This window comes from uncultured Pedobacter sp. (assembly GCF_913776295.1).
Classification (GTDB): Bacteria; Bacteroidota; Bacteroidia; order Sphingobacteriales; family Sphingobacteriaceae; genus Pedobacter.
On the sequence record NZ_CAJYOJ010000013.1, the window covers coordinates 108,890 to 132,005 of the forward strand.

At 38.7% G+C, this 23,116-nt stretch carries 18 protein-coding genes; 14 read left to right on the forward strand and 4 right to left on the reverse strand.

The window, feature by feature from the left end:
• The first annotated feature begins 255 nt into the window (after positions 1-255).
• The 6 genes from QZ738_RS02820 to QZ738_RS02845 all read left to right on the forward strand — a co-directional run bounded on the left by QZ738_RS02820 (position 256) and on the right by QZ738_RS02845 (position 8,483).
• Positions 256-1,923 carry a sodium/sugar symporter gene (locus QZ738_RS02820; protein WP_293784247.1) on the forward strand — a complete coding sequence of 556 codons (1,668 nt, stop codon included), beginning with the start codon at positions 256-258 and terminating at the stop codon, positions 1,921-1,923.
• Positions 1,924-2,844: 921 nt separating this feature from the next.
• Complete coding sequence (locus tag QZ738_RS02825; protein ID WP_367268555.1) at positions 2,845-5,289, forward strand: TonB-dependent receptor; 2,445 nt, start codon at positions 2,845-2,847, stop codon at positions 5,287-5,289.
• Between the two features lie 81 nt (positions 5,290-5,370).
• Entirely contained in the window at positions 5,371-6,015 is a 645-nt protein-coding gene (locus tag QZ738_RS02830) for a thiamine phosphate synthase (protein ID WP_293784249.1), read from the forward strand.
• A 60-nt stretch (positions 6,016-6,075) separates the two neighbouring features.
• Positions 6,076-7,368: a hypothetical protein gene (locus QZ738_RS02835; RefSeq protein ID WP_293784252.1), complete on the forward strand. Its 1,293-nt coding sequence runs from the start codon at positions 6,076-6,078 to the stop codon at positions 7,366-7,368.
• A gap of 63 nt (positions 7,369-7,431) precedes the next feature.
• On the forward strand, positions 7,432-7,992 hold the full coding sequence (locus QZ738_RS02840; protein ID WP_293784255.1) for a thiamine pyrophosphokinase: 561 nt from the start codon (positions 7,432-7,434) through the stop codon (positions 7,990-7,992).
• Positions 7,989-8,483 (forward strand): GNAT family N-acetyltransferase, encoded by a 495-nt coding sequence (locus QZ738_RS02845; RefSeq protein ID WP_293784258.1) that lies wholly within the window; start codon positions 7,989-7,991, stop codon positions 8,481-8,483. The genes QZ738_RS02840 and QZ738_RS02845 overlap by 4 nt, the downstream gene beginning before the upstream one ends.
• A gap of 144 nt (positions 8,484-8,627) precedes the next feature.
• Here the strand turns inward: QZ738_RS02845 and QZ738_RS02850 are convergent, their stop codons facing one another.
• Both QZ738_RS02850 and QZ738_RS02855 read right to left on the reverse strand, forming a co-directional pair.
• Positions 8,628-11,069, reverse strand: coding sequence for a TonB-dependent receptor (locus tag QZ738_RS02850; protein ID WP_293784261.1), 2,442 nt, complete (start codon positions 11,067-11,069; stop codon positions 8,628-8,630).
• 404 nt (positions 11,070-11,473) lie between these two features.
• Positions 11,474-13,153, reverse strand: coding sequence for a Zn-dependent hydrolase (locus tag QZ738_RS02855; protein WP_293784264.1), 1,680 nt, complete (start codon positions 13,151-13,153; stop codon positions 11,474-11,476).
• 113 nt (positions 13,154-13,266) lie between these two features.
• On the opposite strand from QZ738_RS02855, the gene QZ738_RS02860 reads away from it, so the two are divergent.
• The gene (locus QZ738_RS02860) at positions 13,267-14,103 is read left to right on the forward strand and encodes an N-acetylmuramoyl-L-alanine amidase (RefSeq protein ID WP_293784266.1); all 837 of its coding nucleotides are present in this window, start codon (positions 13,267-13,269) and stop codon (positions 14,101-14,103) included.
• A 201-nt stretch (positions 14,104-14,304) separates the two neighbouring features.
• Here QZ738_RS02860 and QZ738_RS02865 read toward each other — a convergent pair whose 3' ends face one another.
• Positions 14,305-15,960, reverse strand: a complete 1,656-nt coding sequence (locus tag QZ738_RS02865; RefSeq protein ID WP_293784268.1) for a glutamine--tRNA ligase/YqeY domain fusion protein — start codon at positions 15,958-15,960, stop codon at positions 14,305-14,307.
• 113 nt (positions 15,961-16,073) lie between these two features.
• Between QZ738_RS02865 and QZ738_RS02870 the strand changes: the two genes are divergently transcribed.
• The 7 genes from QZ738_RS02870 to QZ738_RS02900 all read left to right on the forward strand — a co-directional run bounded on the left by QZ738_RS02870 (position 16,074) and on the right by QZ738_RS02900 (position 21,149).
• A complete protein-coding gene (locus tag QZ738_RS02870; RefSeq protein WP_293784270.1) occupies positions 16,074-16,496 on the forward strand; it encodes a cobalamin B12-binding domain-containing protein in 423 nt (140 codons plus the stop codon).
• 3 nt (positions 16,497-16,499) lie between these two features.
• The gene (locus QZ738_RS02875; protein WP_293784272.1) at positions 16,500-17,279 is read left to right on the forward strand and encodes an enoyl-CoA hydratase-related protein; all 780 of its coding nucleotides are present in this window, start codon (positions 16,500-16,502) and stop codon (positions 17,277-17,279) included.
• A gap of 147 nt (positions 17,280-17,426) precedes the next feature.
• Positions 17,427-18,842 carry a sigma-54 dependent transcriptional regulator gene (locus QZ738_RS02880; protein ID WP_293784274.1) on the forward strand — a complete coding sequence of 472 codons (1,416 nt, stop codon included), beginning with the start codon at positions 17,427-17,429 and terminating at the stop codon, positions 18,840-18,842.
• A 64-nt stretch (positions 18,843-18,906) separates the two neighbouring features.
• Positions 18,907-19,956: an AI-2E family transporter gene (locus tag QZ738_RS02885; RefSeq protein ID WP_293784276.1), complete on the forward strand. Its 1,050-nt coding sequence runs from the start codon at positions 18,907-18,909 to the stop codon at positions 19,954-19,956.
• A gap of 72 nt (positions 19,957-20,028) precedes the next feature.
• Positions 20,029-20,295: a YtxH domain-containing protein gene (locus QZ738_RS02890; protein ID WP_047800161.1), complete on the forward strand. Its 267-nt coding sequence runs from the start codon at positions 20,029-20,031 to the stop codon at positions 20,293-20,295.
• A 52-nt stretch (positions 20,296-20,347) separates the two neighbouring features.
• Positions 20,348-20,725 (forward strand): hypothetical protein, encoded by a 378-nt coding sequence (locus tag QZ738_RS02895; RefSeq protein WP_090981047.1) that lies wholly within the window; start codon positions 20,348-20,350, stop codon positions 20,723-20,725.
• A complete protein-coding gene (locus QZ738_RS02900) occupies positions 20,712-21,149 on the forward strand; it encodes a hypothetical protein (protein WP_293784278.1) in 438 nt (145 codons plus the stop codon). Before QZ738_RS02895 ends, QZ738_RS02900 begins: the two co-directional genes overlap by 14 nt.
• A gap of 219 nt (positions 21,150-21,368) precedes the next feature.
• On the opposite strand, the gene aspS is transcribed toward QZ738_RS02900, so the two are convergent.
• Entirely contained in the window at positions 21,369-23,114 is a 1,746-nt protein-coding gene (gene aspS / locus QZ738_RS02905) for an aspartate--tRNA ligase (RefSeq protein WP_293784280.1), read from the reverse strand.
• Between the last annotated feature and the right edge of the window lie 2 nt (positions 23,115-23,116).

Consider the following 23,116-nt stretch of genomic DNA (forward strand, 5'->3'; position numbering starts at 1 on the left):
TAAAATATATTATCCGCGGTTTGTGCAGGCACAAACCGCGGTTGTATTTAAACTAAGCAAACTTAAAATATCTCTACTCCAGCTGGGCACTCACGCTATTGCGAATGCTAATCAAATTAACCATCTTAGCCGAATAATCTTTATTTTGAGGAAGTTCAAAATTAATAAACGTCATTTTAACATTTTTTAATTCAAAAAAAGCGTAGATTAATTTATGATTTTGCTACATTTAGATTTCTAAACCAAATAACTTAAATGAAAGTCACAGATTACATTATTTTTTTAGCCTACTTCGCCATTGTGGCAATTTATGGCTTTTGGATTTACCATCGTAAAAAGCAGAAGCAGATGAGCAGCAAGGATTATTTCCTTGCAGAAGGTTCACTTACCTGGTGGGCCATTGGTACATCTTTAATTGCCTCCAACATTAGTGCCGAGCAATTTGTAGCCATGAGCGGCGATGGATTTAAAATGGGATTGGCTATCTCCACTTACGAATGGATGGCCGCTGCAACATTGGTCATTGTAGCTACATTTTTTATTCCTGTATATCTTAAAAATAAGATCTACACCATGCCACAATTTTTAAGTCAGCGTTACAATGGCACCGTAGCCATGATTATGGCTGTGTTTTGGTTGTTATTGTACGTGGTGGTAAACTTAACTTCTATCCTATACCTGGGGGCACTCGCTGTGAGCAGTATTTCGGGTATCGGCTTTTGGTATTGTATGATCGGCCTCGCTATTTTTTCTGTAATTATTGCATTGGGCGGCATGAAAGTAATTGGTTACACGGATGTGATCCAGGTAGCATTTTTAATTTTCGGCGGTTTAGCCACTACTTATCTGGCACTTAATTTAGTGAGTGATCATTTTGGTGGCCACGGCGTACTGGATGGTTTATCCTTCTTAAGGGAAAAAGCACCAGATCATTTCCACATGATCTTTAAGAAAGATAGTGCTAATTATGCTTCCTTACCAGGCATGACGGTATTGCTGGGCGGGATGTGGATTGTAAACTTAAACTATTGGGGATGTAACCAGTACATTACGCAACGTGCTTTAGGCGCTGATTTGAAAACAGCAAGAGCTGGTATCCTATTCGCCGCATTTTTAAAGCTGTTAATGCCATTAATCGTGGTGCTGCCAGGTATTGCAGTATATATGTTATATACAGAAAAAACAGGTATCGATGTGAATTCAATGATGCCCGGCGGAGAACTTCGTCCGGATAGGGCATACCCTACTTTATTGAATATCCTGCCTACAGGACTTAAAGGTTTATCTTTTGCCGCTTTAACCGCAGCAATCGTAGCCTCGTTAGCCGGTAAAATCAATAGTATCTCTACCATTTTTACACTGGATATTTTTAAGAAACACATCAATGTAGAAGCCAGTGAGAAAAAATTGGTAGGCACCGGACGTGTAGTTGTAATTGTAGCAATGGCTATAGCAATTGCCATTTCGCCATTCTTAGGTATCGATAAAAAAGGTGGTTTCGAATTTATTCAGGAGTATACCGGCTTTGTAAGTCCTGGTATTTTTGCCATGTTTATTTTGGGCTTCTTCTGGAAAAAAACCACTTCTAATGCAGCTTTATTTGCAACTATTGGTGGTTTTGGTTTATCGGTATTGTTAAAATTCCTGCCTGGAATGATGGACTTATCTTTCCTTCATAATTTTGGATTCTCGGTAGCTAACGCAGATGGCGTTTATGAAATACCTTTCCTGGATAGAATGGGAATTGTATTCGTAGTTTGTATAATCGTGATGTTTGCCATCAGTATGTTCGAAAACAGCAAAGGCGATAAATCTAATGGTTTAGAAGTAGATTCGAGCATGTTCAAAGTTCATCCTTCGTTTGCCGTTGGATCACTGATTGTATTCGGAATTTTAGTTGCACTTTATTCTACTTTCTGGTAAAATTCGAAACCAGAAATATCCAAAAGGCTCGGAATAAAAATTCCGGGCCTTTCTTGTTTTTCTACTATCCTCAATTTTCATCAGTCCGTAGAAACGCTACGCTTAACTCAACGGACAGGAAAAAAAGCCGATTAATAGTAATACAGAGCCAAAATAGCCCTGATTGAAGTGGAAGCCCGCAAGCGAGGCATGAGCGCGGACTTATAACGGAAAGCAGGACTACAATAACCAATCAGCACTGCAATTGCGCTTCAAAAAAACAGGGATAATAATTTTAGACTATATCATTAACCAAACCCGGCAAATCCCAACTTTTCGATAAAATTCACTTCTGTTTAATTGGAAATATTGAGTTTGAAAACCCAATCCTATCCTTCAATCTGTATAGACGCTACATTTAACTTTACAGCCAGGATAGCTGGAAGAGCCAATTAATAGTAACACAAACTCCAATTAACATAGCCCTGATCCTATAGACCCTAATGTCAGCAGGTTAACATCTGGATCAGATCGGCAAGAGGGAAATGTGGCACTGAAAATGCCATGCATACAGTACCGATCAATTTCTAAGCCTCATCGCCAGAAAATTTATTAAACATGCTGTAAAGCTTTCAATTATTAGCCAATTAGTTTATAAATCTTCAAAATTCATTCGAACTGTCAAATATTTTCTACATTTGTCTCATCATTAGGGGTGCCTTGTTTAAATGACACAAAAACAGGCTGAGATCATACCCATTTTGAGGCAAAAGGTAGAAGGTAAAAAGGTAGAGGGTAAAATCCATCAGCCTTAAAACCTTCCAACCATCAACCTCAAATGCACCTGATCCGGGTAATGCCGGCGTAGGGATTGGAGTTATGGAAGTTTAACTGAAATCGGGGAAGCCCCTTTTCCGATGGGTTTAACTAAAAACAAAAACATTGAAAAATTTACTTTTTGCAGCACTTGTTGCAATGTTGCCCTTCTTTGCATCGGCACAAATTTCGGTTACGGGTAAAGTAACAGACCAGAACCAGCAGCCGTTGCCAGGCGCTACAGTTAAATTGCGGAATCAAAAAACAGCGGTGGTAAGCGATGCTACCGGAAATTACAACATTACAAACCTATCGAACGGAAAATATACCATTATAGTAAGTTATGTAGGTTATAAAACAATCGAAAAAGCTGTTGAACTTACCCGGAATATTATAGTTGATTTTAGCCTGGCACCACAAAATTTCCTGGCTGAAGAAGTTATTGTACGTGCTACCCGTGCTACAGATAAATCGGCAACTACTTATAAGAATATTGGTAAGGAAGAAATCCAGCAGAATAATTTCGGGCAGGATCTGCCTTTTATTTTACAAAACACACCAGGTGTAGTGGCTACTTCTGATGCTGGTGCAGGTGTAGGTTACACTGGGATCAGAATCCGCGGAAGCGACAACAGCCGGATTAACGTTACGGTTAACGGCATTCCCATTAATGATAGCGAAAGCCAGGGAACATTTTATGTAAACATGCCCGATTTTGCCTCGTCCGTTGATAATGTGCAGATTCAGCGTGGAGTAGGTACCTCAACCAATGGTGCGGGTGCATTTGGAGCCAGTTTAAACATACAGACTACCGCCAGTGAAACTGAACCCTATGCTGAACTAAACAATACTTATGGCAGTTTCAATACCTGGAAAAATACCGTAAAGGTAGGAACAGGTTTGATTAACAACCGTTTTAGCTTTGACGGCCGTTTATCAAGAATCAGTTCAGATGGTTATGTAGATCGTGGAGCTTCCTTATTAAAATCGTACTTTTTATCTGGTGCTTACCATGGTGATAAGGATTTATTGCGTGTAAATGTTTTTTCCGGAAATGAAAAAACTTACCAGTCGTGGAACGGCATCCCGCAATCGCGTTTAGAAAACGATTTGGCCGGCATGCAAGCTTATATTGATAGAAATGGATTAAGTGCAGAAGATGCAGCAAATTTGCTAAACTCGGGCAGAAGATATAATAGTTTTCTTTATAACAATCAAACAGACAACTATATACAGAACCATTATCAGTTAATCTATGCCAGACAGTTTTCTGATCAGTTTTCTTTTAACGGTGCCTTACATTACACTAAAGGTGAAGGTTATTACGAAGAATACAGGGTGCAGGATAAATTGAAAAATTATGGTTTAAATCCGGTTGTTATTCCGGGGGGAACACCGGTTACCACTACAGATCTGATTCGCCGTCGCTGGCTGGATAACGATTTTTATGGGGTTACCTACGCCTTTAATTATGTGCCGGAAAAGAATTTAAATTTTACTTTGGGTGGAGCTTACAATGAATACAAAGGCGCACATTTTGGCCAGGTAATTTGGGCACAATATGCTTCAAACGGAACTATTGACCGACATTATTATGATAACGGTGGCTTTAAGACCGATTTTAATGTGTATGGCAAAGTAAATTATAGTCCTGTTGATGATTTGAGTTTATTTGCCGATCTGCAATACCGCCGTGTGTATTATGATATTGCGGGAACGGAAAATAAATTGAATACACTGGCGATTAACCAAACCTTAAATTTCTTCAATCCGAAATTTGGTGCCACCTATTTTATCAATCCACAGAGCAACGTATATGCTTCATTCAGTTTGGCCAACAAAGAGCCTAACCGTGATGACTTTACCGATGCTGCCGTTGGCGTTACCCCTAAACCAGAGCGTTTAAATGATATAGAATTGGGCTATCGTTTTAAAAACGAACAATTTAATGTAGGTGCCAATGCCTATGGGATGTTTTATAAAAACCAATTGGTAGTTACCGGGAAAATAAATGATGTGGGTGGAAATTTCCGTCAAAATGTAGACAGAAGTTATCGTTTGGGGATTGAGTTAGATTGCGCTTACACCATCAGTTCTCATTTCGTATTAAATGCAAATGCCGCATTAAGCAAAAATAAAATCAAAAACTTCACCGAGTATTATGATGATTATGATAACGGCGGACAAGTAGTTAAAAACTATGACTTAACCGATATCTCCTATTCTCCAAATGCCGTACTTTTTGGCGAACTTGTGTATAAACCAATTAGTGGTTTTGCCGTAGCCTTACAAAGTAAATATGTAAGCAAGCAATACCTGGATAATACGCAGAATAACGACAGAACCATTAACGGTTACTGGGTAAGCAATGCCCGTTTGGGTTATGATTTTAAATTTGCAGGCGTTAAAAATATCAATCTTGGTTTACTGGTAAACAATATTCTCGATAAAAAGTATGAAAGCAACGGTTATACTTATGGCTATCAGTCGGGCGGAAGCAGAATCACCGAAAACTTTTTTTATCCACAGGCAGGCACCAACTTTTTGTTAAGTTTGAATGTGAAATTCTAATCTCTCGTTCAGAGTTGACAACTTTTAGGCAAGTAGCCTGTTTAAGTTGTCAACTCTTTATTGTCTTAGGAACAAATTAGCATGAAATACATAGAAAAGCTTCATTACATCACGCACGATATTCCACACTTAAACCACATTGAACAGGCACAACTGGCCTGCGAGGCCGGTGCAAAATGGATCCAGTACCGTTGTCTAAGCAAAAGTGATGAAGAACTTTTAAAAGATATTAAGGCAATAGCCGAAATCTGTGATGACTGGGGTACCACTTTAATCGTTACCGATCATATTCATTTAAATGGAAAGGCCGATATTCAAGGTTTTCATATCGAAAATATGGATGCCGATTTTATTGCCTTGCGTAAACTGGTAGGCGATGATATCACCCTTGGCGGATCTGCAAATACTATGGAAAATTTAACCCGCCTCGCCCTGGAGGGAGCCGATTATATAGGGTATGGCCCATTTGCAGCAACTGAAACCAAACCCAACAGTTATGAACATTTAGGTATTGAAGGTTATCAGCATGTGGTAAAAGAACTGAAAGGTCAGGCCATCAACATTCCGATATTGGCTGTGGGTGGTATTAAAACATACGATGTGGAAGCTTTAATGCAAACGGGCATTTATGGGATAGCTGTTTCCGGCGCCATTAATTTTGCTGATGATTTTTTGGAAGCCTATCGGGATTTTTACATATTAGTTAAAGAAAACACTGTTAATTAACACTTTATAATTTGAACGGTATAGTATAATTTTTAGCTTTGGGTAAAACCAAACTAAAATATGTCTGAAAACGCTATCCAAAATACTGTACCGTGGAGCATTTATAAAAAAATATCTTTCCGGTTCTTTTTTCTCCTCTTGTCCCTTTTCATCATCCTGAATAACAACGGAGCCTTTACGTTTCTCTCCGGTGTACTACAATTGCCAAATCTGGTATTACATGATTTTATTCCCTGGTTTTCTAAACACATTATCCACTATCATTATGATTTCGCTATTTATACCAATGGCAGTGGCGATACCTCTTACGACTGGGTGTTGCTACTGTTTATGTTTTTGATATCTGTAATTGGCTGTATTATCTGGTCGGTTTTAGATCGAAAACGCAAAAGCTATAACGCAGCTTATTACTGGCTTGTGGTACTGGTGAGATTTTATCTGGCCTTTACTTTGGTATTATATGGTGCTATAAAAGTAATCAAACTCCAGTTTCCCGATCCTTCTTTAATGAGGTTACTTCAACCTTTTGGAAATGCATCGCCAATGGGTCTTGCATGGACCTTCCTTGGTTTTTCTAAAGGTTACAATATTTTTATGGGCATTGTTGAAGTTTCAGCCATCATGCTTTTATTCCGTAGAACGGTAGTGGTGGGTGCCTTTCTTGCTTTGGCTGCAACGGTACATGTCATGACGATGAATTATTTTTTCGATGTTCCTGTGAAAATACTCTCAACGGCATTGGTGGTGATGTGTCTTTTTATATTGGCCCCTCATTCCTTAAAGCTATACCGCTTCTTTATTAGGTATGAAAGTCAGCAGCTTGAGAAAATGTATCGCCCGAAGTTTAAAAAGCAATGGCTTTACTTCACAGCTTATGGCATAAAATACCTGTACATCACAGCTTCTATAGCATTTTTGATATCATCATTGCTTGAACAAAGAAAAACTTACGGTAGTGCGGCACCTAAGCCATTTATGTACGGTATTTACAATGTTGAAAGCATGAAAGTTAAAGGTAAAACCCTGGCGCCTTTAACTACCGATAGCACGAGATGGAGACAAATGATTATCAATTATTCTGGTTATGCACGGATAAAAAAGATGAACGATAGCTCTGCTAATTTCACTACGGTTTTTGATCAGAAGAAAAAAGAATTGATACTCCAATCAACCGAGAAAGACTCCACAAAATATGTTTTAAACTATACTGTCATCGGAAAAGATAAGCTGATTTTATCGGGCCTAAGGGAGAAAGATTCTGTATTGGTAAGTTTTAAACAAAAAGACCTTAAAGAGTTTAAGCTCATTAACAGGGGTTTCCATTGGATAAGTGAATATCCTTATAACCGGTAATCATTTTACGCCCGATTAATTCTTCCTGTACCGTACTTAAAGCGAAATTTATATATTCGCATTATGTCTTCACACCATATTGTAAAAGAAAAACAGGAGCCAGCTTTATATATTGATGAGCTTGGGAATTTTAACGAAGAATTTTTGGGGCAGCTACTTGAATGGAGCCCTACACTTTTGGTTAATGGAGAAAATTACGATAAAATTTTTTCTTTGGGTTTAAAGGTAGATGTTTTGGTAAATGGGAATGGACAGGAAGCACAGGAAGACACCAAGGTTGTTCAGGGACCCGTTGATGCTTTAATGGTAGCCATCAACTATCTGTACGAAGAGAAATACCCAGCGGTAAATGTAATTACGGGGAAATTTGATCTGGAGAAATTTGCTGGATTTGAAGATAAAATTAACCTGGTGGTATTTACTGAAAGGGCAAAGCACTATCCCATAAAATCTGGATTTTCGGTTTGGAAACCTGCTGGAAGTGAATTTCTGATTCATGGCAACAGGTATCTTGAGGTTACCAACCTTGCGCAGAATGAGGAAGAAATTTTTACTGTAGTTAAAGATGGCTTTGTGGAGTTTACCTTTTCAGGACAACCGATTTTCATTAGCGAACCGATATGATCACACTTAGAAAAGCAAAAGAAGATGACATAGCAATCATCAGGGATATTGCTGCAGCCACCTGGCCCTCCACCTATCTTGATATCATCGGCCAGGCGCAGATTGATTATATGTTGGATAAAATGTATAGTAAAGGTGAACTGCTGAAACAATTGATGGAAGGACATATTTTCCTTATTGCAGAAGAAGGCGAAAATCAGGTTGGATTTGCAGGGTATTCCATCATTGATCATGAGAAACGCATTTACAAATTGCACAAGCTTTATGTGTTGCCATCTGCACATGGTAAAGGCATTGGAAAAATCTTAATTAATGAGGTTGTTAACCAGGTTAAAAATGCCGGGGGAAGTGCCCTGCAATTGAATGTGAACAAACATAATAAAGCCAAAGATTTTTACCTGAAAGGAGGTTTCACCATTAAAGAATCGGTAAAACTTGATATTGGTGAAGGCTATTTTATGGATGATTATATAATGGAATATAGGTTTTAAATATTCTCCAATTACCGTCATCCTGAACTTTATTCGGATCTTAACAATAGATGCTGAAATAAACTCAGCATGACGTATGGCTTGAAATATAAAGTAATAAATTCAGGGGTGACGCATAGTCGAAAGGACGGGTAAAAATTACCCCTAATTCTTCATCCTTCCCTGCTCTGCTTCGGTACCTGTTGAGCGGCGACGGGCCGGTTTAATCTCATTTTTGCCAAAGCGATAAGTAAAGCTGACCCGGCCGATTCGGGTTTCATTTTTTTGATGTAATGAGTAGGTTAAACCAGGATAAGCACTTGATAAATTACTTTCAGACATATTAAATACATCCGATAAGGCTAATTTTAAACTTGCTTTTTTATGGAAGAGTGATTTGCTTAAGCCTGCATCAATATAATACCGTGCTTTTAATCTGAGCGTTCCATAATCCAGCGGAGATTCATAGCTGCCGTTTATCTCTCCGGTAAAGCCATCCAGGATGGTAAAGGTTTGCTGAGATTTAAACTGGAAAGATGTTTTCCCGGTTTTTAAAGCACTCCCGGCCAGATCTGGCGCTTCAAAACTTAGGTAAAAAACATTTAGGTTATTATTGGTCTGCCACCATTTTGTAAGTTGAAGCGGCACATTCAGATTAGCATTGTAGTTGCTGTTGGTGGCAATGTTTGCATTGGTTTGATATAACGATCGGCTTGCTGCGTCGGGCAAAATGACCTCTGCAATTACATCATTAACCCTGCTATAACCTATTGATAACATGTACTTTTGCAATAGGGTGTAACTCAGCTCAAAATTGTGGGTATACTGTGGATTTAAAAAAGGGTTTCCTTTGCTATAGGTAAACTCATCCAAATAATAAATAAATGGATTTAAAGCATCATAACTCGGGCGGTCTATCCTTCTGCTGTAAGAAAACCCTAGCTGATTGTTTTTTGACAACTTCTGTTGCACAAATAAAGTGGGGAAGAAATCCCAGTAACTTCGTTCCACAACAGTATTCTTAGTGATCAGGTTCCCTTTCGAATTGGTTTGCTCAACCCTCAATCCGATTTGCACGCTGGTATTTTTAAACTGTTTGTTTATATTGGTATAGGCTGCATTTACATTTTCGTCGTAAACAAACTGATTGCTTCTCCTGGTATCATTCGCCCAGGCACTGTTAACGAACGTTTCTGCCTGTAGATCGTTATCCGTCTTTACCCAACTGCTTTTTAGCCCGGCTTCAAGTTTAACCGTTTTGGTTAGCGAAACATTATAATCGATTTTAAACGCCCTGATATCAATAATAGAAGGAGTATTGTTCCGGGTATAAATGATTGGGCGGATTCTATCACCATTCTGAAAACGGTAATCGTTTTCATAATCAGAGCCATCGTTCCCTTTGTACCTCGAATAATCAACATCTGCTGATATTTCTGAGCCGGCGGTATCTAGAACAGATTTGTAATTTAGATTATAAGAAACATTATTGTATTTGTTTGTCTGCAATGAATTGGTGATCAAAGTGGAGTCTATCTTTTGAAAAGATGGACCGATTAAGGTGTTATTGGTTGACGTTTCATTACCATGGTTAAAATAGCCGTTAACCAATATACCGATGGTGTTTTTCTTGTCGATGAAATAATCCAGTCCGGCCTTCAGGTTATTGTTATATTGTTTTCTATTGCTCTGGCCTACCTGCATAAAGTAAGTATCGGGTGTACCATTCGAAATCCGATCAATAGCAATCAGGTTATCGCGCTCAAATTTGCCATAGCTATAATTCCCAAAAAGATTAACTTTTTGTGTACGGTAGTTGAGGTTTAAACCTGTATTTGCCCTTAGGTTTTTACCATAACCTAAAGATCCGTTTATGCTACCGTTGGTTCCGCCGTTTTTATTTTTTTTGGTTTTGATATTAATGATTCCTGAGTTTCCTGAAGCATCGTATTTAGAAGATGGATTGGTAATCAACTCAATGCTTTCAATGTCGGAACTCTGCATATTGCGCAGCAGGTTGGCCACGTCTGCACTGCTCATGTAGGTTTGCTTGCCATCCAATTGGATTAATACGCCCTGCTTGCCCATCATCGAGATCTTATCGTTTTGATCTACCGTTACACCCGGAGCTTTTTGTAAAACTTCCAGGGCAGTGGAACCGGTCATGATCGAACTGTTAGAAACGTTCATCACAATCTTATCCATTTTTCTTTCAATCAATGGCTTGGTTACCGCTACATTTACCTCTTTTAAGTTTTGTGTATTTGCAACAAGCTGTGCCGTTCCGAAATCTGCTTTCTGATGGTCTTCTGTTAAAACAATGGTTTTACTTTTAAGCGTTTTATAACCCATGTTACTGGCTTTATAATAATAGCCCCCCTTGCCCGAAATAGTGAAATTAAATATTCCGCTTGGATCGGTAAATGCTGTTTTAACTACACTGGAATCGGATGCTTTAAAGAGTACAACGGTAACGTAATCTGCAGGTTTTTTAGTCTCATCTATAATGACCCCGGTAATGTTTGGTTTAGGATTGGTTTGTCCAAAACCTATTGTGATAGTAAAGAGAAGTATAAGGGTAAATATTATTTTGTATAGTGTTTTCATGTTTAGGTATTTATTCTCTAAAAAACGGGCAAAAAAATCCTGTACCGCATTGCATGCGCTTTCAGTTAATTACCTGCTTGTTTTAAGTTTAGCCGGAAGCGAAACGTTCCGATTGTTTAGTTATAGATAAGACGACCGTTTTTAGAAAAGGTTACAGGGATTTTGAAAAAGTTTGAAGTTGACAGTCCGAAGTTCAGTGTACTGAGGCTTAGAGATTAAAAAACGAAGAATAGCTCCATTTAAATTAAGTTTGCGCTATTTGCTCAACCCATTCAATCAATTAAGCAATGTGCCAATTGGCTGCTGATATTACCTTCAAACTAGATAAACCAAAGCAAAAAAAAGCCACTGGCCAGCAAGTAAATACCTGCCGAACAGTGGCTTAAATTTTTAGATTAGAAATATTATTTCACTCCAAGTACATCAACACCCTGTTCGAAAACTACATCGACCGGTATATTCTTTTTGGTTAAACGATCAAGATCTTTCTGCAATTCCGGATGGATAATCGCTTTCTCTTTTTGTGCCTTTTCTACCGCCGCTTTATCGCCATTACCTTGAAGGGTAAGGATGAACCCACTCAAATCATTCATTGCCGATGCAAATTTTTCGAAGTTTACCTTGTAAGTACCTTTAGGTGTACGCTCAAAAGCGCCTTTTTCCTGAAAATAATTGAAGCACTGCATGTTTGCCTTTCCATGTGCCTCAGAAACACCAAAGCGGACTGAGCGTAAAATACCAGCCATAAAGGTGGTGTAATAATCTTTTATATCCCCTTGCAATTCACCCTTTTTAAGCAGTCCGGTTACCATATATAAACCTAATATATCGGCTTTGCCCTCTTCCAGCCAGCTGTATTGCTCTTTTAATGCTGCACGAACAAAACCTTTTCCGGTGATGGTTTTTTTGATGCCTAAACCATGCGCTACTTCATGAAACATAACGTTGGCAAAAAAGGCATCAAACTTAATGTACTGCTGTTGGTCGGCTTCAATTAATTCTTTTGATATGGGTACCAGGATCTTATCAAATTTGGCCTGCATGGCGTTTTTCAACTGCGAACGGCGGGTGCCTTTTTCCTGTTGAATCTTTTCGTCGTTTGGAAGATTAACAGCGATCGTTTTCGATCCGGCATTACAATCACCGGCATAATAAACTACATCATAAGCATTTAGCTCAGAATCGGTTCCAGGGGTTTCTGTTTTGTATTTTGCCGCAACCGGTAGGTTTTTTTGTAAGTCAGGAAGCATTTTTACATATTTCGCCAAACGTTTGCTCCACTCTTTGTCTTTGATTAAAACATAAGCTTCGTAACTGGTACGGGCATTAAAAAGTTTGTCTTCATAATTTTCAATCGGGCCGATAATGATATCCAAGCCATTGGTTTTCATATCCAGCCAGGCATAATCACTCGCAGTAAAATTATCGGTTACCAAAGCATCCGCTCTTAAGTTCAGATATTTTTTTAAACCGCCATCCTCCGCAATCAGAGCGGCCTGTTTCAATAATGAGCTCGCTTTTTGTAATTCGGCAGCAAATAATACGTGATAGGGTACCGTTGATAATTTGCCGGTACTGTCTTTTTGAACAACAGAATAGGCGCCAAATTTATCTTTAAGGTCTGATTTTTCAATGGCTTCCTTTGTAATGCCGTATGGATAAAAGAATGATCCTTCCGGTTTCGGGCCAACACCTTCAACAAATGGTTTATCATTATTTAATCTGTCCCAGGGGCCATAATTGATATTAACAAAATCGCGTGTTTTTTCATCTTTAATAGTAGCCAGCAAACTATCTCTTTGCGGATAGGCCTGTTTCCAGTAAAGTTGATCCATAATTTCAGCTGCCTGAATTAATAAGGGCAAAATTTTACGGTCGTTTACACTAAGCCCGTTAATATTGGTCGTTAACTTTACCCTCTCGTAAATGGGTAGCCGCTGCGCAACATAATTGATGAGGCTATCTTGTTGCACCACCACAGCCTTTTCACCTTTAGATTTACTGTTACCAGTGCAAGACGATAAAGCGCCTACTGAAATAGCGACTGCCGATAAAAACAGGGCTGATTTGTATAAATTCTTCATATTAAAGTATATGGCTGCTAAATTAGTAAATTTTGAAAGCTTTGTATAAAGTTTGATGCATTGGGCGAAGTTTACCATAACTTTGTACCTTCGATCAGCCAACTTTTTATGCTATGTTGTTTTCCAAATTATCAAAATCATTTTCTATTTCTGCTCTCTCTCTGGTACTTATTTTATCTGCATGTGGAAGCAGCAAATACGCTGCAACAGAGAAAATTTACAAGGAAAAGGCTAAAGATTTTTCAAAAATAATAAATGCTACGCCCCCGGTTGGCCAGCTTTACGATTCGTTGGGTGCTGCCAATCAGGAATGGATTGGTTCTGTGAATTTTGGTATACGGAAACCAAATTTTGTAGTCATCCACCATACTGCCCAGGATAATTTGGCACAAACCATCAAGACATTTTTCTCAACCAAGGCAGGTACCAGCGCACATTACGTAATTGGTCGCGATGGTAAAGTTGTACATATGGTTAACGATTACTTACGCGCAAACCATGCCGGTGTAAGTAAATGGGGAAAAGATACCGATCTCAACTCTTCATCCATTGGCATTGAACTAGATAATAATGGCTTAACCGATCCCTGGCCTGATGCGCAGATTAACAGCTTGTTAAAATTGCTTGCAACTTTAAAAAAAACATATAACATCCCAACGGCGAATTTTATTGGTCATGCAGATATTGCACCAGGTCGTAAAAACGACCCCAGAAATTTTCCCTGGAAGCGACTGGCAGATAAAGGTTTTGGATTTTGGTATGATGAGGTTTTAAAAAACCCACCGGTGGACTTTGATACAGAAAGAGCCCTCAAATACATTGGTTATAATACCGCCAACTTACCCGCTGCCATTACAGCTTTTAAAATCCATTTTATCCAGAGTGATATTAAACCTACGTTAACCCCGGTAGATATATTGGTGTTGTATAATGTTTATACGAAATATTAACAGTGGAACGATTGGCGGCTAGCTTAAATAAGTCTGGAACTCGTAGGCCAGGGGGCAGAAGTTTAACCGATCCTTTCCGAACTTTTCGTACGCAAGTTAACCGATGAACTACTGGCTAATGAACCACTGAACAAAAAAAGCACAGACAAACAACATTAAGCTGTATTCATCTGTGCCTGTTTTCAGCCCAAAAAAATAAAATTAATTAGGCTTCTTAAACGTATCTTTAAGTGTTACTGTTCTGTTGAAAACCAAATTATCGGCTGTTGAATCTTTATCTAAACAGAAATAACCTTTGCGGATAAACTGATAGCGGCTTTCTAAATTGGCATCTGCCAAAGCAGGTTCGATATAAGCCTGAGGTAATACCGTTAAACTTTCAGGGTTTAAATAATCTTTAAAATCACCTTCTTCAGCATCCGGTGTTTCAGATGTAAATAAGCGATCGTAGAGGCGAATTTCGGCCGTTTTGGCATGCTGAGCACTTACCCAATGGATCGTTCCTTTAACATTGATGCCGCTGGTATCACTTCCGCTTTTCGACTCCGGAATATAGGTACAACGAATTTCGGTCACATTTCCGTTTTCGTCTTTCACAAAATCTTCGCACTTAACAATATAGGCAAATTTTAAGCGTACCATTGCACCAGGAGCCAGGCGGAACCATTTTTTTGCAGGCACTTCCATAAAATCTTCACGTTCTATCCAAAGCTCATTGCTAAAAGGGATCACTCTTGTGCCACCGCCGTTTTCAGCTTCGGGATTATTTTCACCGATTAAATCCTCTGTGCCTTTTTCATAATTCGTAATGACCAATTTTATCGGGTCTAAAACTGCCATTACGCGATTAGCCGTTTTATTTAAATCCTCACGGATGCAGAATTCCAATAAACTGAGTTCAATTAAGTTTTCGCGCTTGGCAATACCAATGCGTTCGCAAAACTCACGGATACTTTTTGGGGTAAAGCCTCTTCTACGCAAACCACTAATGGTTGGCATGCGCGGATCGTCCCATCCATTTACCAGGTTTTCGTTAACCAATTGAAGAAGCTTACGTTTACTCATTACCGTACTGGTCAGATTTAAACGGGCAAATTCATATTGTTTTGAAGGGAAAATCTCCAATTTTTCAATAAACCAATCGTACAATTCGCGGTGAGAAACATATTCTAACGTACAAATGGAGTGGGTAATATGTTCAATACTATCGCTTTGTCCGTGAGCAAAATCATACATGGGATAAATGCACCATTTATTGCCTGTACGGTGATGTCCGGCATGTTTAATACGATAGATAATCGGATCGCGCATTAACATGTTCGGACTGGCCATATCGATTTTAGCCCTCAGAATATAGGCACCATCAGGAAATTCTCCATTTTTCATTTTAGTGAAAATGGCTAAATTTTCTTCGATGCTGCGGTTGCGATACGGGCTATCCTGTCCGGGCTCAGTTGGTGTGCCTTTTAAAGCTGCAATTTCATCTGCAGAACTCTCATCAACATATGCCAGGCCTTTTTCGATCAGCTTAACGGCAAAGCCATACAGCTCATCAAAATAATCTGAAGCATACAATTCATTTTTCCAGTTAAAACCCAACCATCTGATATCTTCTTGCTGACTGTTTACATATTCTGTTTTTTCGGTAACCGGATTGGTATCATCAAAACGCAGATTGGTATAACCGCCATATTTTTGTGTTAGTCCGAAATTTAAGCATATTGCTTTCGCGTGGCCAATGTGCAGATAACCATTCGGTTCAGGCGGAAAACGCGTAACCAAAGTTTCGTACTTACCACTATTTAAGTCGTTCTCAACAATTTCTTCAATAAAGTTCAATGACTTCTCTTCGCTCATAAAAACCTGTAAATTAGGAATGCAAATGTAAAAAGATTAGCGCAATTCTACTTGTTTTAGTTAATGATTAATTTGAGACTCAAAATCGATACATTTACATCAACTTAATATGAATGATGAGCAAAGTATTAAATCGGCCTATCCGCATTTTAGTAGCTAAAGTTGGATTAGATGGCCATGACAGGGGGGCTAAAGTAATTGCAACTTCCTTACGGGATGCTGGCATGGAGGTAATTTATACCGGCCTGCGCCAAACACCGGAAATGGTAGTGAATACGGCGCTCCAGGAGGATGTGGATGCCATCGGAATTTCTATCCTGTCGGGGGCACATATGACTGTTTTTCCAAAGATTATCCATTTTATGAAAGAAAAACAGTTAGATGATGTGTTGTTAACCGGCGGCGGGATTATCCCTGAAGCTGACCGGTTAAAGCTGGCAGCTATGGGCGTAGGCGAGCTATTTCCACCAGGTACAACAATGGCAAGTATTGTAGAATATATTCAGAATTGGGTAACAGAAAATAGAAATTTTTAAGCTATGGCATATCAAAATTTAATCTCAGAACTAAAGGAAAACATTTTATACGTCACCATCAATCGCGAAAAGGCGCTAAATGCTTTAAACAAGGATACTTTGGCGGAACTGGCGGATGTAATTGCTTATGCAGATAAGAGTGATGCGGTAAGGGGGGTTATTTTGACCGGTGCAGGTGAAAAGGCTTTTGTTGCAGGGGCTGACATTAAAGAATTTTCTGATTATAGCGGTAAACAGGGAGAAGATTTAGCCAAACTTGGTCATAATCGGGTTTTTAATGCTATTGAGAATTCCTCAAAGCCATTTATTGCCGCAATCAATGGTTTTGCTTTAGGTGGTGGATTGGAGTTGGCCATGGCCTGCCACATGCGCATCGCTTCAGACCATGCGAAATTGGGTTTGCCCGAAGTTACTTTGGGTTTAATTCCTGGCTACGGAGGTACCCAGCGCCTCACACAATTGGTTGGAAAGGGGAAAGCAATAGAAATGATTACAACCGCAAACATGATTACCGCTTCAACCGCAGAAGGAATAGGCCTTGTCAATTATGTTGTTCCACAGTCTGATTTGATCAGTAAGGCTGAAGAAATATTAAATATAATTAAGCAACGTGCACCACTGGCTGTTTCAGCTGCAATTACGGCTGTTATTGCAGCCGTAAATAACAACAACGGTTATGCCATCGAAATTGAGGCTTTTGGCAAATGTTTCGAAACAGCCGATTTTAAAGAAGGTGTAAGCGCATTTGTTGAAAAAAGAAGACCAAATTTTTCAGGAAAGTAGTAATGCCGTCATATTAATTTGACATATAACATAACAAAAATGTTGCATAACCTTTTTAAAGTGAGTTTTTTTGAGTAATTATGGCATTTAATTATTAACTCAATATGTTATTTATGCATATGGGTTTTGATGATCATAACGCTACTCATGAAAAAGAAGATACTCATTGTTGACGATGAAATTAGCATCGGCTTATTGCTCTCCAATTTTTTAACTAAAAAAGGATTTGAAGTTTCAAATGTAGCAAGTGGTAAAAAGGTTTTGCAAGCGCTTGAAAAGGAGCGGTTTGATTTGGTATTATGTGATTACCGTTTAGGTGATACAAACGGCAAAGAGATTTTAATTTACATTAAAAAGAATTATCCCAACACCATTGTCATCATTATCACAGGTTATTCGGATATCAAGCTCGCTGTAGAACTGATCAAGTTGGGGGCTTTTGATTATATTGTGAAGCCCCTTTATCCGGATGAGATTTTAAATACCATCAATAAAGCCTTGGAAACACAGGGCCAACTTCAATCTACAGATTTGAAAAACGCTGATAGCCATATTAGCGCCGATCTGCTCAATTGCCCGGAGTATATAAATGGGGAGAGCGATGCTTCAATGTTATTGCTCAAACAAATTCAGCTCATTGCACCAACAGCTTATACCGTTATTTTGACGGGTAAAAGTGGAACAGGAAAAGAATGTGTTGCCAAAACCATACACCTGAATAGTTCTCGTTGCGAGCAGCCATTCGTTGCTATGGATTGCGGATCTTTAACCAAAGATTTGGCCGCCAGTGAATTTTTCGGACATGAAAAAGGAGCATTTACCGGAGCAGCCTTCGTTAAAATCGGCCACTTTGAACAGGCTAATGGTGGTACATTGTTCCTTGATGAGATCGGTAATCTGTCGTACGAGATCCAGGCAACATTGCTCAGGGCAGTACAGGAACGTAAAATAAAGCGGATTGGAAGTACAAAAGAGATTGATCTGGATGTGCGGCTTATTGTAGCTACCAATGAAAATTTAATGGAAGCGATTCAGAAAGGTGCGTTCAGGGAAGATTTATATCACCGTTTTAATGAATTTTCGATACACGTGCCTGCATTAAAAGATCGTGACCAGGATATCCTGATTTTTGCAGAGCATTTTTTGGCCAGGGTAAACATAGAATTGAATAAAAAAATCAAAGGCTTTTCTGATGATGTGAAGGAATGTTTATTGGCCTACCACTGGCCTGGTAACGTACGCGAACTGAAAAATGTAATCAGGCGCATCGCTTTATTAACTGACGATGATTGGATAAAAACCCATGTCTTACCATTTGAATTTGGCATGACTGATTATCGGAAGAAACCGAATGAAAGAAAAGCTATCCTTTTGCCGCTCACGTTAAATCACAATCAATCACTTAATTTGAGGCATGCAGCTAAAGAAGCTGAATATAATGCTATTTTGGAAGTGCTAAAAGCGGTGAATTTTAACAAAACCAAGGCCGCAAAAATTTTAAATATCGACAGAAAAACACTTTACAATAAAATCAAATTTATTGATGCCGACAAGAAAACATAAATTTTAAATCAGGAAAACAAAACCGGCTATTTTAGCATTTAAAGGATAACCTTATTGTCTAAAAATGTCAGTATTTTCTTATAAGCAACGTAATAACATCAATCTGGTTATTATTATTGCGCTTGGGTTGTTAATTGCGTATTCCCTGCAAAGTATCTTTAGTGCTATTTTAAGTACTTTGGTATTATATACGATCATGAGGCCTGCCTATATTCATTTGGCTGAAAATAAGGGATGGAATAAAAGAGTAACCGCTATATTCCTTATTGCCATCTCCGTTATACTTATTGTGATGCCTTTTTATGCATTAAGCACCATGGTAATCAGTAAAATTTCTGAACTGAGGAACAATGAGGTTTTTTTCAGGAATTTACTGATTAAATTGCAGCATCTTATTCCCGTTAAAATTAATCAGGATCTTATCCAGGATGGATTAAACCGTTTAGGCAATTGGGCCACCGATCTTTTTCCCTCTTTGCTATCCAGTGCAGTAAATATCGTATTAAGTTTATTAGTAATGTACTTTTTACTCTACTTTATGCTGATCGAGCGGGAAAGATTTGAATTCTCGCTCATTAAGTATGCGCCACTCAGGGAGCAGAATGCACTTCGATTCGGCGATGAAATGAGGAATACTACCTATGCGAATGTATTGGGACAAGGATTAATCTGTCTTGTACAAGGTTCGCTCGTAAGCCTTTCTTTTTATGTTTTGGGTTATAAAGATCCGATGTTCTGGGGTGTGATTACCACGTTTATCTCTTTTGTACCTGTTTTAGGGCCACCTGTTGTTTTTGTGCCGGCTGCAGTTTTGCAGATTGCAAACGGCAATAATTTTGCGGGCTGGGCCATGCTTATCTTTGGTTTTGTTGTCATCATCAATATTGATAATGTATTGAGATTTATCATCGCAAAAAAAGTTGGTAACATTCATCCCATCATAACTGTAATTGGCGTAATTATTGGTATCCCTTTATTTGGAATACTGGGACTTGTTTTCGGTCCGTTGTTGTTATCTTATTTTATATTGCTGGTTAAGATTTACGAAACCAGCACGCTTGCCTCAGAAAGATTGGAAAGAATTAAAACAAATAACGAGCATGGCGAGTTATAATATAGCTTAACAATAAATAATGTAGTAGTGTTATATTGTACATGATTGTTAAACCCTTAAAATAAATTGATTATGAATGATAACTCAAAAGTTGTAGTTGCGCTTTTAGCTGGTTTAGCTGCCGGTGCAGCCCTTGGAATTTTATTCGCACCAGATAAAGGTGATGAAACCCGTGATAAACTTAGCCAATCGTTAAAAGATCTTGGCGACTCTATCAAAGATAAAGCAGCAGATGAAATTAATAATCTGGCTAGCCTCAAAGATAAAGTAGTTGACTCGATTAAAACTAAATTGAGAAGTGTAGAAGAAGAATATAGCGACGACGTAGAGCACGCATAATAAATAAATATTGCATAGCCGGGTCTGTGCCCGGCTAAATCTCATCTGAACTATGCAAGAGAATAAAGATAAAAGTATTGAAGATCTGATAGATGACGCCAAAGGCTTTTTAGATGCCAGGGTAGAGTATACCAGACTTTATATTGTAGAAAAAGCGTCGAAAATTTTTGCTGATCTGGTAACCAGTACCACTGTTATTGTTTGCTTTATTTTGGCCTTTTTATTTGGTTCTGTAACATTGGCACTATACGTATCCGACCTTCTGGGCAGTTATGCAGGAGGTTTTGGCTGTGTTTCCCTATTCTATATTCTACTGGCCGTTATTGTTTATTTAACGAAAGATAAATACATTGAGAAAGCCATTATCAATATAGCGATCAGGAAATATTTTGATAAACTTGCAGATAAGGAGGAAGATGAGAAGTTATAAAGACATCCGTAACCTGGAAGACTTGCAGGCCAGAAAATTAGAACTTAAGGTTGAGTATACACTTAAGCAGAATATGCTTAAAACAGATACTAAAACTTTCTTTAAACAATTTACGCTTAGTGCATTAATAAAGAAATATGCAACGCCTAATAACTTGTTCAAAGCAGATGAGAAATTAAATATCAGCGGTACAGCCATGTCATTGCTTTTACCTATGGTGATGAATAAAACCCTGTTCAGGGGTGCTGGTTTTTTAACTAAGGCAGCTGTGGGATTCATATCTGGTAAGGTTGGTAAATCGCTTGATGCAGAACATTTATCCGCAATTTTTAATTCTGTTAAAGGCTGGTTCGGTAAAAAGAAAGAGAAAAAAGACAAAAAGTTTATTGACTATGGGATTCCACCTGATAGTGAAACTTATTAGTTCATTGGTTCAGTTGCCATTTGTTTATTATTGAGCAAAATGTCAATGGCCTTAATTAAAGAAAGCCTCTAGATTTTTTAAATCCTGAGGCTTTTTAATATATTATTTACTTTGATCACGACAAGATCTGATTTAAAAAAGATGCTGACAGTGGGGCTGATACGAGACAATTGAAGGTCCTACTTATACTCGTAAAAAATTGTACATGTCGGATTGATTTTACAAATCCGTCTTTATCTTCAGTTCTTTCAATTGTTTTTCGTCAATAGTACTTGGACTATCAATCATCACATCTCTGCCCGAATTGTTTTTAGGGAAGGCAATTACATCACGAATAGAATCCAAACCAGCAAAAATTGAGGTTAAGCGATCGAAACCAAAGGCAATACCGCCATGAGGAGGTGCGCCAAATTCGAATGCATCCATTAAGAAACCGAATTGCTTTTGTGCTTCTTCTGCGCTGAAACCTAGATGTTTAAACATTAAGGCTTGCAATTCCCGATCGTGGATACGGATAGATCCGCCGCCTACTTCCGTTCCGTTAATGACCAAATCGTATGCATTGGCGCGTACTTCACCCGGATTGGTATCCAATAAAGCAATATCTTCAGGTTTTGGCGAGGTGAACGGGTGGTGCATGGCATGGTAGCGTTCTGTTTCTTCATCCCACTCTAAAAGCGGAAAATCCAATACCCAAAGGGCAGAGAACGTATTTTTATCGCGTAAACCTAAACGGTTACCCATTTCTAAGCGAAGTTCATTTAACTGTTTACGTACTTTATCGGTAGAACCGGCCAAGATCAATAATAAGTCGCCTTTTTCTGTTGTGAAAGCCTCACTCCATTGTTTAAGATCTTCCTCATTGAAGAATTTATCAACAGATGATTTTATAGTTCCATCATCATTATGACGCGCATAAATCAAGCCTGTGGCGCCAATTTGCGGGCGTTTGATGAAATCTGTTAATTCATCCAGTTGCTTGCGTGTATAGCCTGCTGCACCTTTAGCATTAATACCTACCACTAAGTCAGCGTTATCGAAAACAGGAAAGCCCTTACCTTTAACCAGGTGGTTAAGTTCTACAAACTGCATGGCAAAACGGGTATCCGGTTTATCAGAACCATACAAACGCATGGCATCTGCATATTGCATACGGGGTACTTCCGGTAAATCGTAGTTACGTACTTCTTTAAATAAAGTACGGATCAAGCCTTCAAAAGTATTTAAGATATCTTCCTGTTCAATGAACGACATTTCGCAATCGATCTGCGTAAATTCCGGCTGACGGTCCGCCCTTAAATCTTCATCCCTGAAACATTTTACAATTTGAAAATAACGGTCGAAACCCGAAACCATTAACAATTGTTTAAAAGTTTGTGGCGATTGAGGCAAGGCATAAAACTCACCTTCGTTCATGCGGCTGGGCACCACAAAATCTCTTGCTCCCTCAGGTGTCGATTTGATTAATACAGGCGTTTCCACCTCAATAAAATCTAAGCCATCTAAATAACGGCGAACCGATTGTGCCATTTTATGACGTAAAACGAGGTTATTACGTACCGGGTTGCGGCGTAGATCCAGATAACGGTATTTCATACGCAACTCATCACCACCATCTGTTTCATCATCGATCATGAATGGAGGTAATTTCGCCGCGTTTAAAATCTCTAAAGCAGTAACTTTAATTTCTACATCGCCGGTAGCCATTTTCGGGTTCTTGTTGCTTCTTTCTACAACAGTACCAACCGCTTTGATTACAAATTCACGACCTAAAGTGCGTGCAGTTTCACAAAGCTCACGATTATCGTCCATGTTAAAAACCAACTGAGTAATGCCATAACGATCACGGATGTCGATAAAAGTCATACCGCCTAAATCTCTTGATTTTTGTACCCAACCACATAGCGTAACACTTTCGCCTAAGTTATTTAGGTTTAATGCACCACAAGTTACTGTTCTTAACATAT

What these genes read in the sequence shown, in the direction of transcription:
- QZ738_RS02820 (WP_293784247.1), top strand. Translation starts at nt 256, where the DNA reads ATGAAAGTCACAGATTACATTATTTTTTTAGCCTACTTCGCCATTGTG.
- QZ738_RS02830 (WP_293784249.1), top strand. Translation starts at nt 5,371, where the DNA reads ATGAAATACATAGAAAAGCTTCATTACATCACGCACGATATTCCACAC.
- QZ738_RS02835 (WP_293784252.1), top strand. Translation starts at nt 6,076, where the DNA reads ATGTCTGAAAACGCTATCCAAAATACTGTACCGTGGAGCATTTATAAA.
- QZ738_RS02840 (WP_293784255.1), top strand. Translation starts at nt 7,432, where the DNA reads ATGTCTTCACACCATATTGTAAAAGAAAAACAGGAGCCAGCTTTATAT.
- QZ738_RS02845 (WP_293784258.1), top strand. Translation starts at nt 7,989, where the DNA reads ATGATCACACTTAGAAAAGCAAAAGAAGATGACATAGCAATCATCAGG.
- QZ738_RS02850 (WP_293784261.1), bottom strand. Translation starts at nt 11,069, where the DNA reads ATGAAAACACTATACAAAATAATATTTACCCTTATACTTCTCTTTACT.
- QZ738_RS02855 (WP_293784264.1), bottom strand. Translation starts at nt 13,153, where the DNA reads ATGAAGAATTTATACAAATCAGCCCTGTTTTTATCGGCAGTCGCTATT.
- QZ738_RS02860 (WP_293784266.1), top strand. Translation starts at nt 13,267, where the DNA reads ATGTTGTTTTCCAAATTATCAAAATCATTTTCTATTTCTGCTCTCTCT.
- QZ738_RS02865 (WP_293784268.1), bottom strand. Translation starts at nt 15,960, where the DNA reads ATGAGCGAAGAGAAGTCATTGAACTTTATTGAAGAAATTGTTGAGAAC.
- QZ738_RS02870 (WP_293784270.1), top strand. Translation starts at nt 16,074, where the DNA reads ATGATGAGCAAAGTATTAAATCGGCCTATCCGCATTTTAGTAGCTAAA.
- QZ738_RS02875 (WP_293784272.1), top strand. Translation starts at nt 16,500, where the DNA reads ATGGCATATCAAAATTTAATCTCAGAACTAAAGGAAAACATTTTATAC.
- QZ738_RS02880 (WP_293784274.1), top strand. Translation starts at nt 17,427, where the DNA reads ATGAAAAAGAAGATACTCATTGTTGACGATGAAATTAGCATCGGCTTA.
- QZ738_RS02885 (WP_293784276.1), top strand. Translation starts at nt 18,907, where the DNA reads ATGTCAGTATTTTCTTATAAGCAACGTAATAACATCAATCTGGTTATT.
- QZ738_RS02890 (WP_047800161.1), top strand. Translation starts at nt 20,029, where the DNA reads ATGAATGATAACTCAAAAGTTGTAGTTGCGCTTTTAGCTGGTTTAGCT.
- QZ738_RS02895 (WP_090981047.1), top strand. Translation starts at nt 20,348, where the DNA reads ATGCAAGAGAATAAAGATAAAAGTATTGAAGATCTGATAGATGACGCC.
- QZ738_RS02900 (WP_293784278.1), top strand. Translation starts at nt 20,712, where the DNA reads ATGAGAAGTTATAAAGACATCCGTAACCTGGAAGACTTGCAGGCCAGA.
- aspS (WP_293784280.1), bottom strand. Translation starts at nt 23,114, where the DNA reads ATGTTAAGAACAGTAACTTGTGGTGCATTAAACCTAAATAACTTAGGC.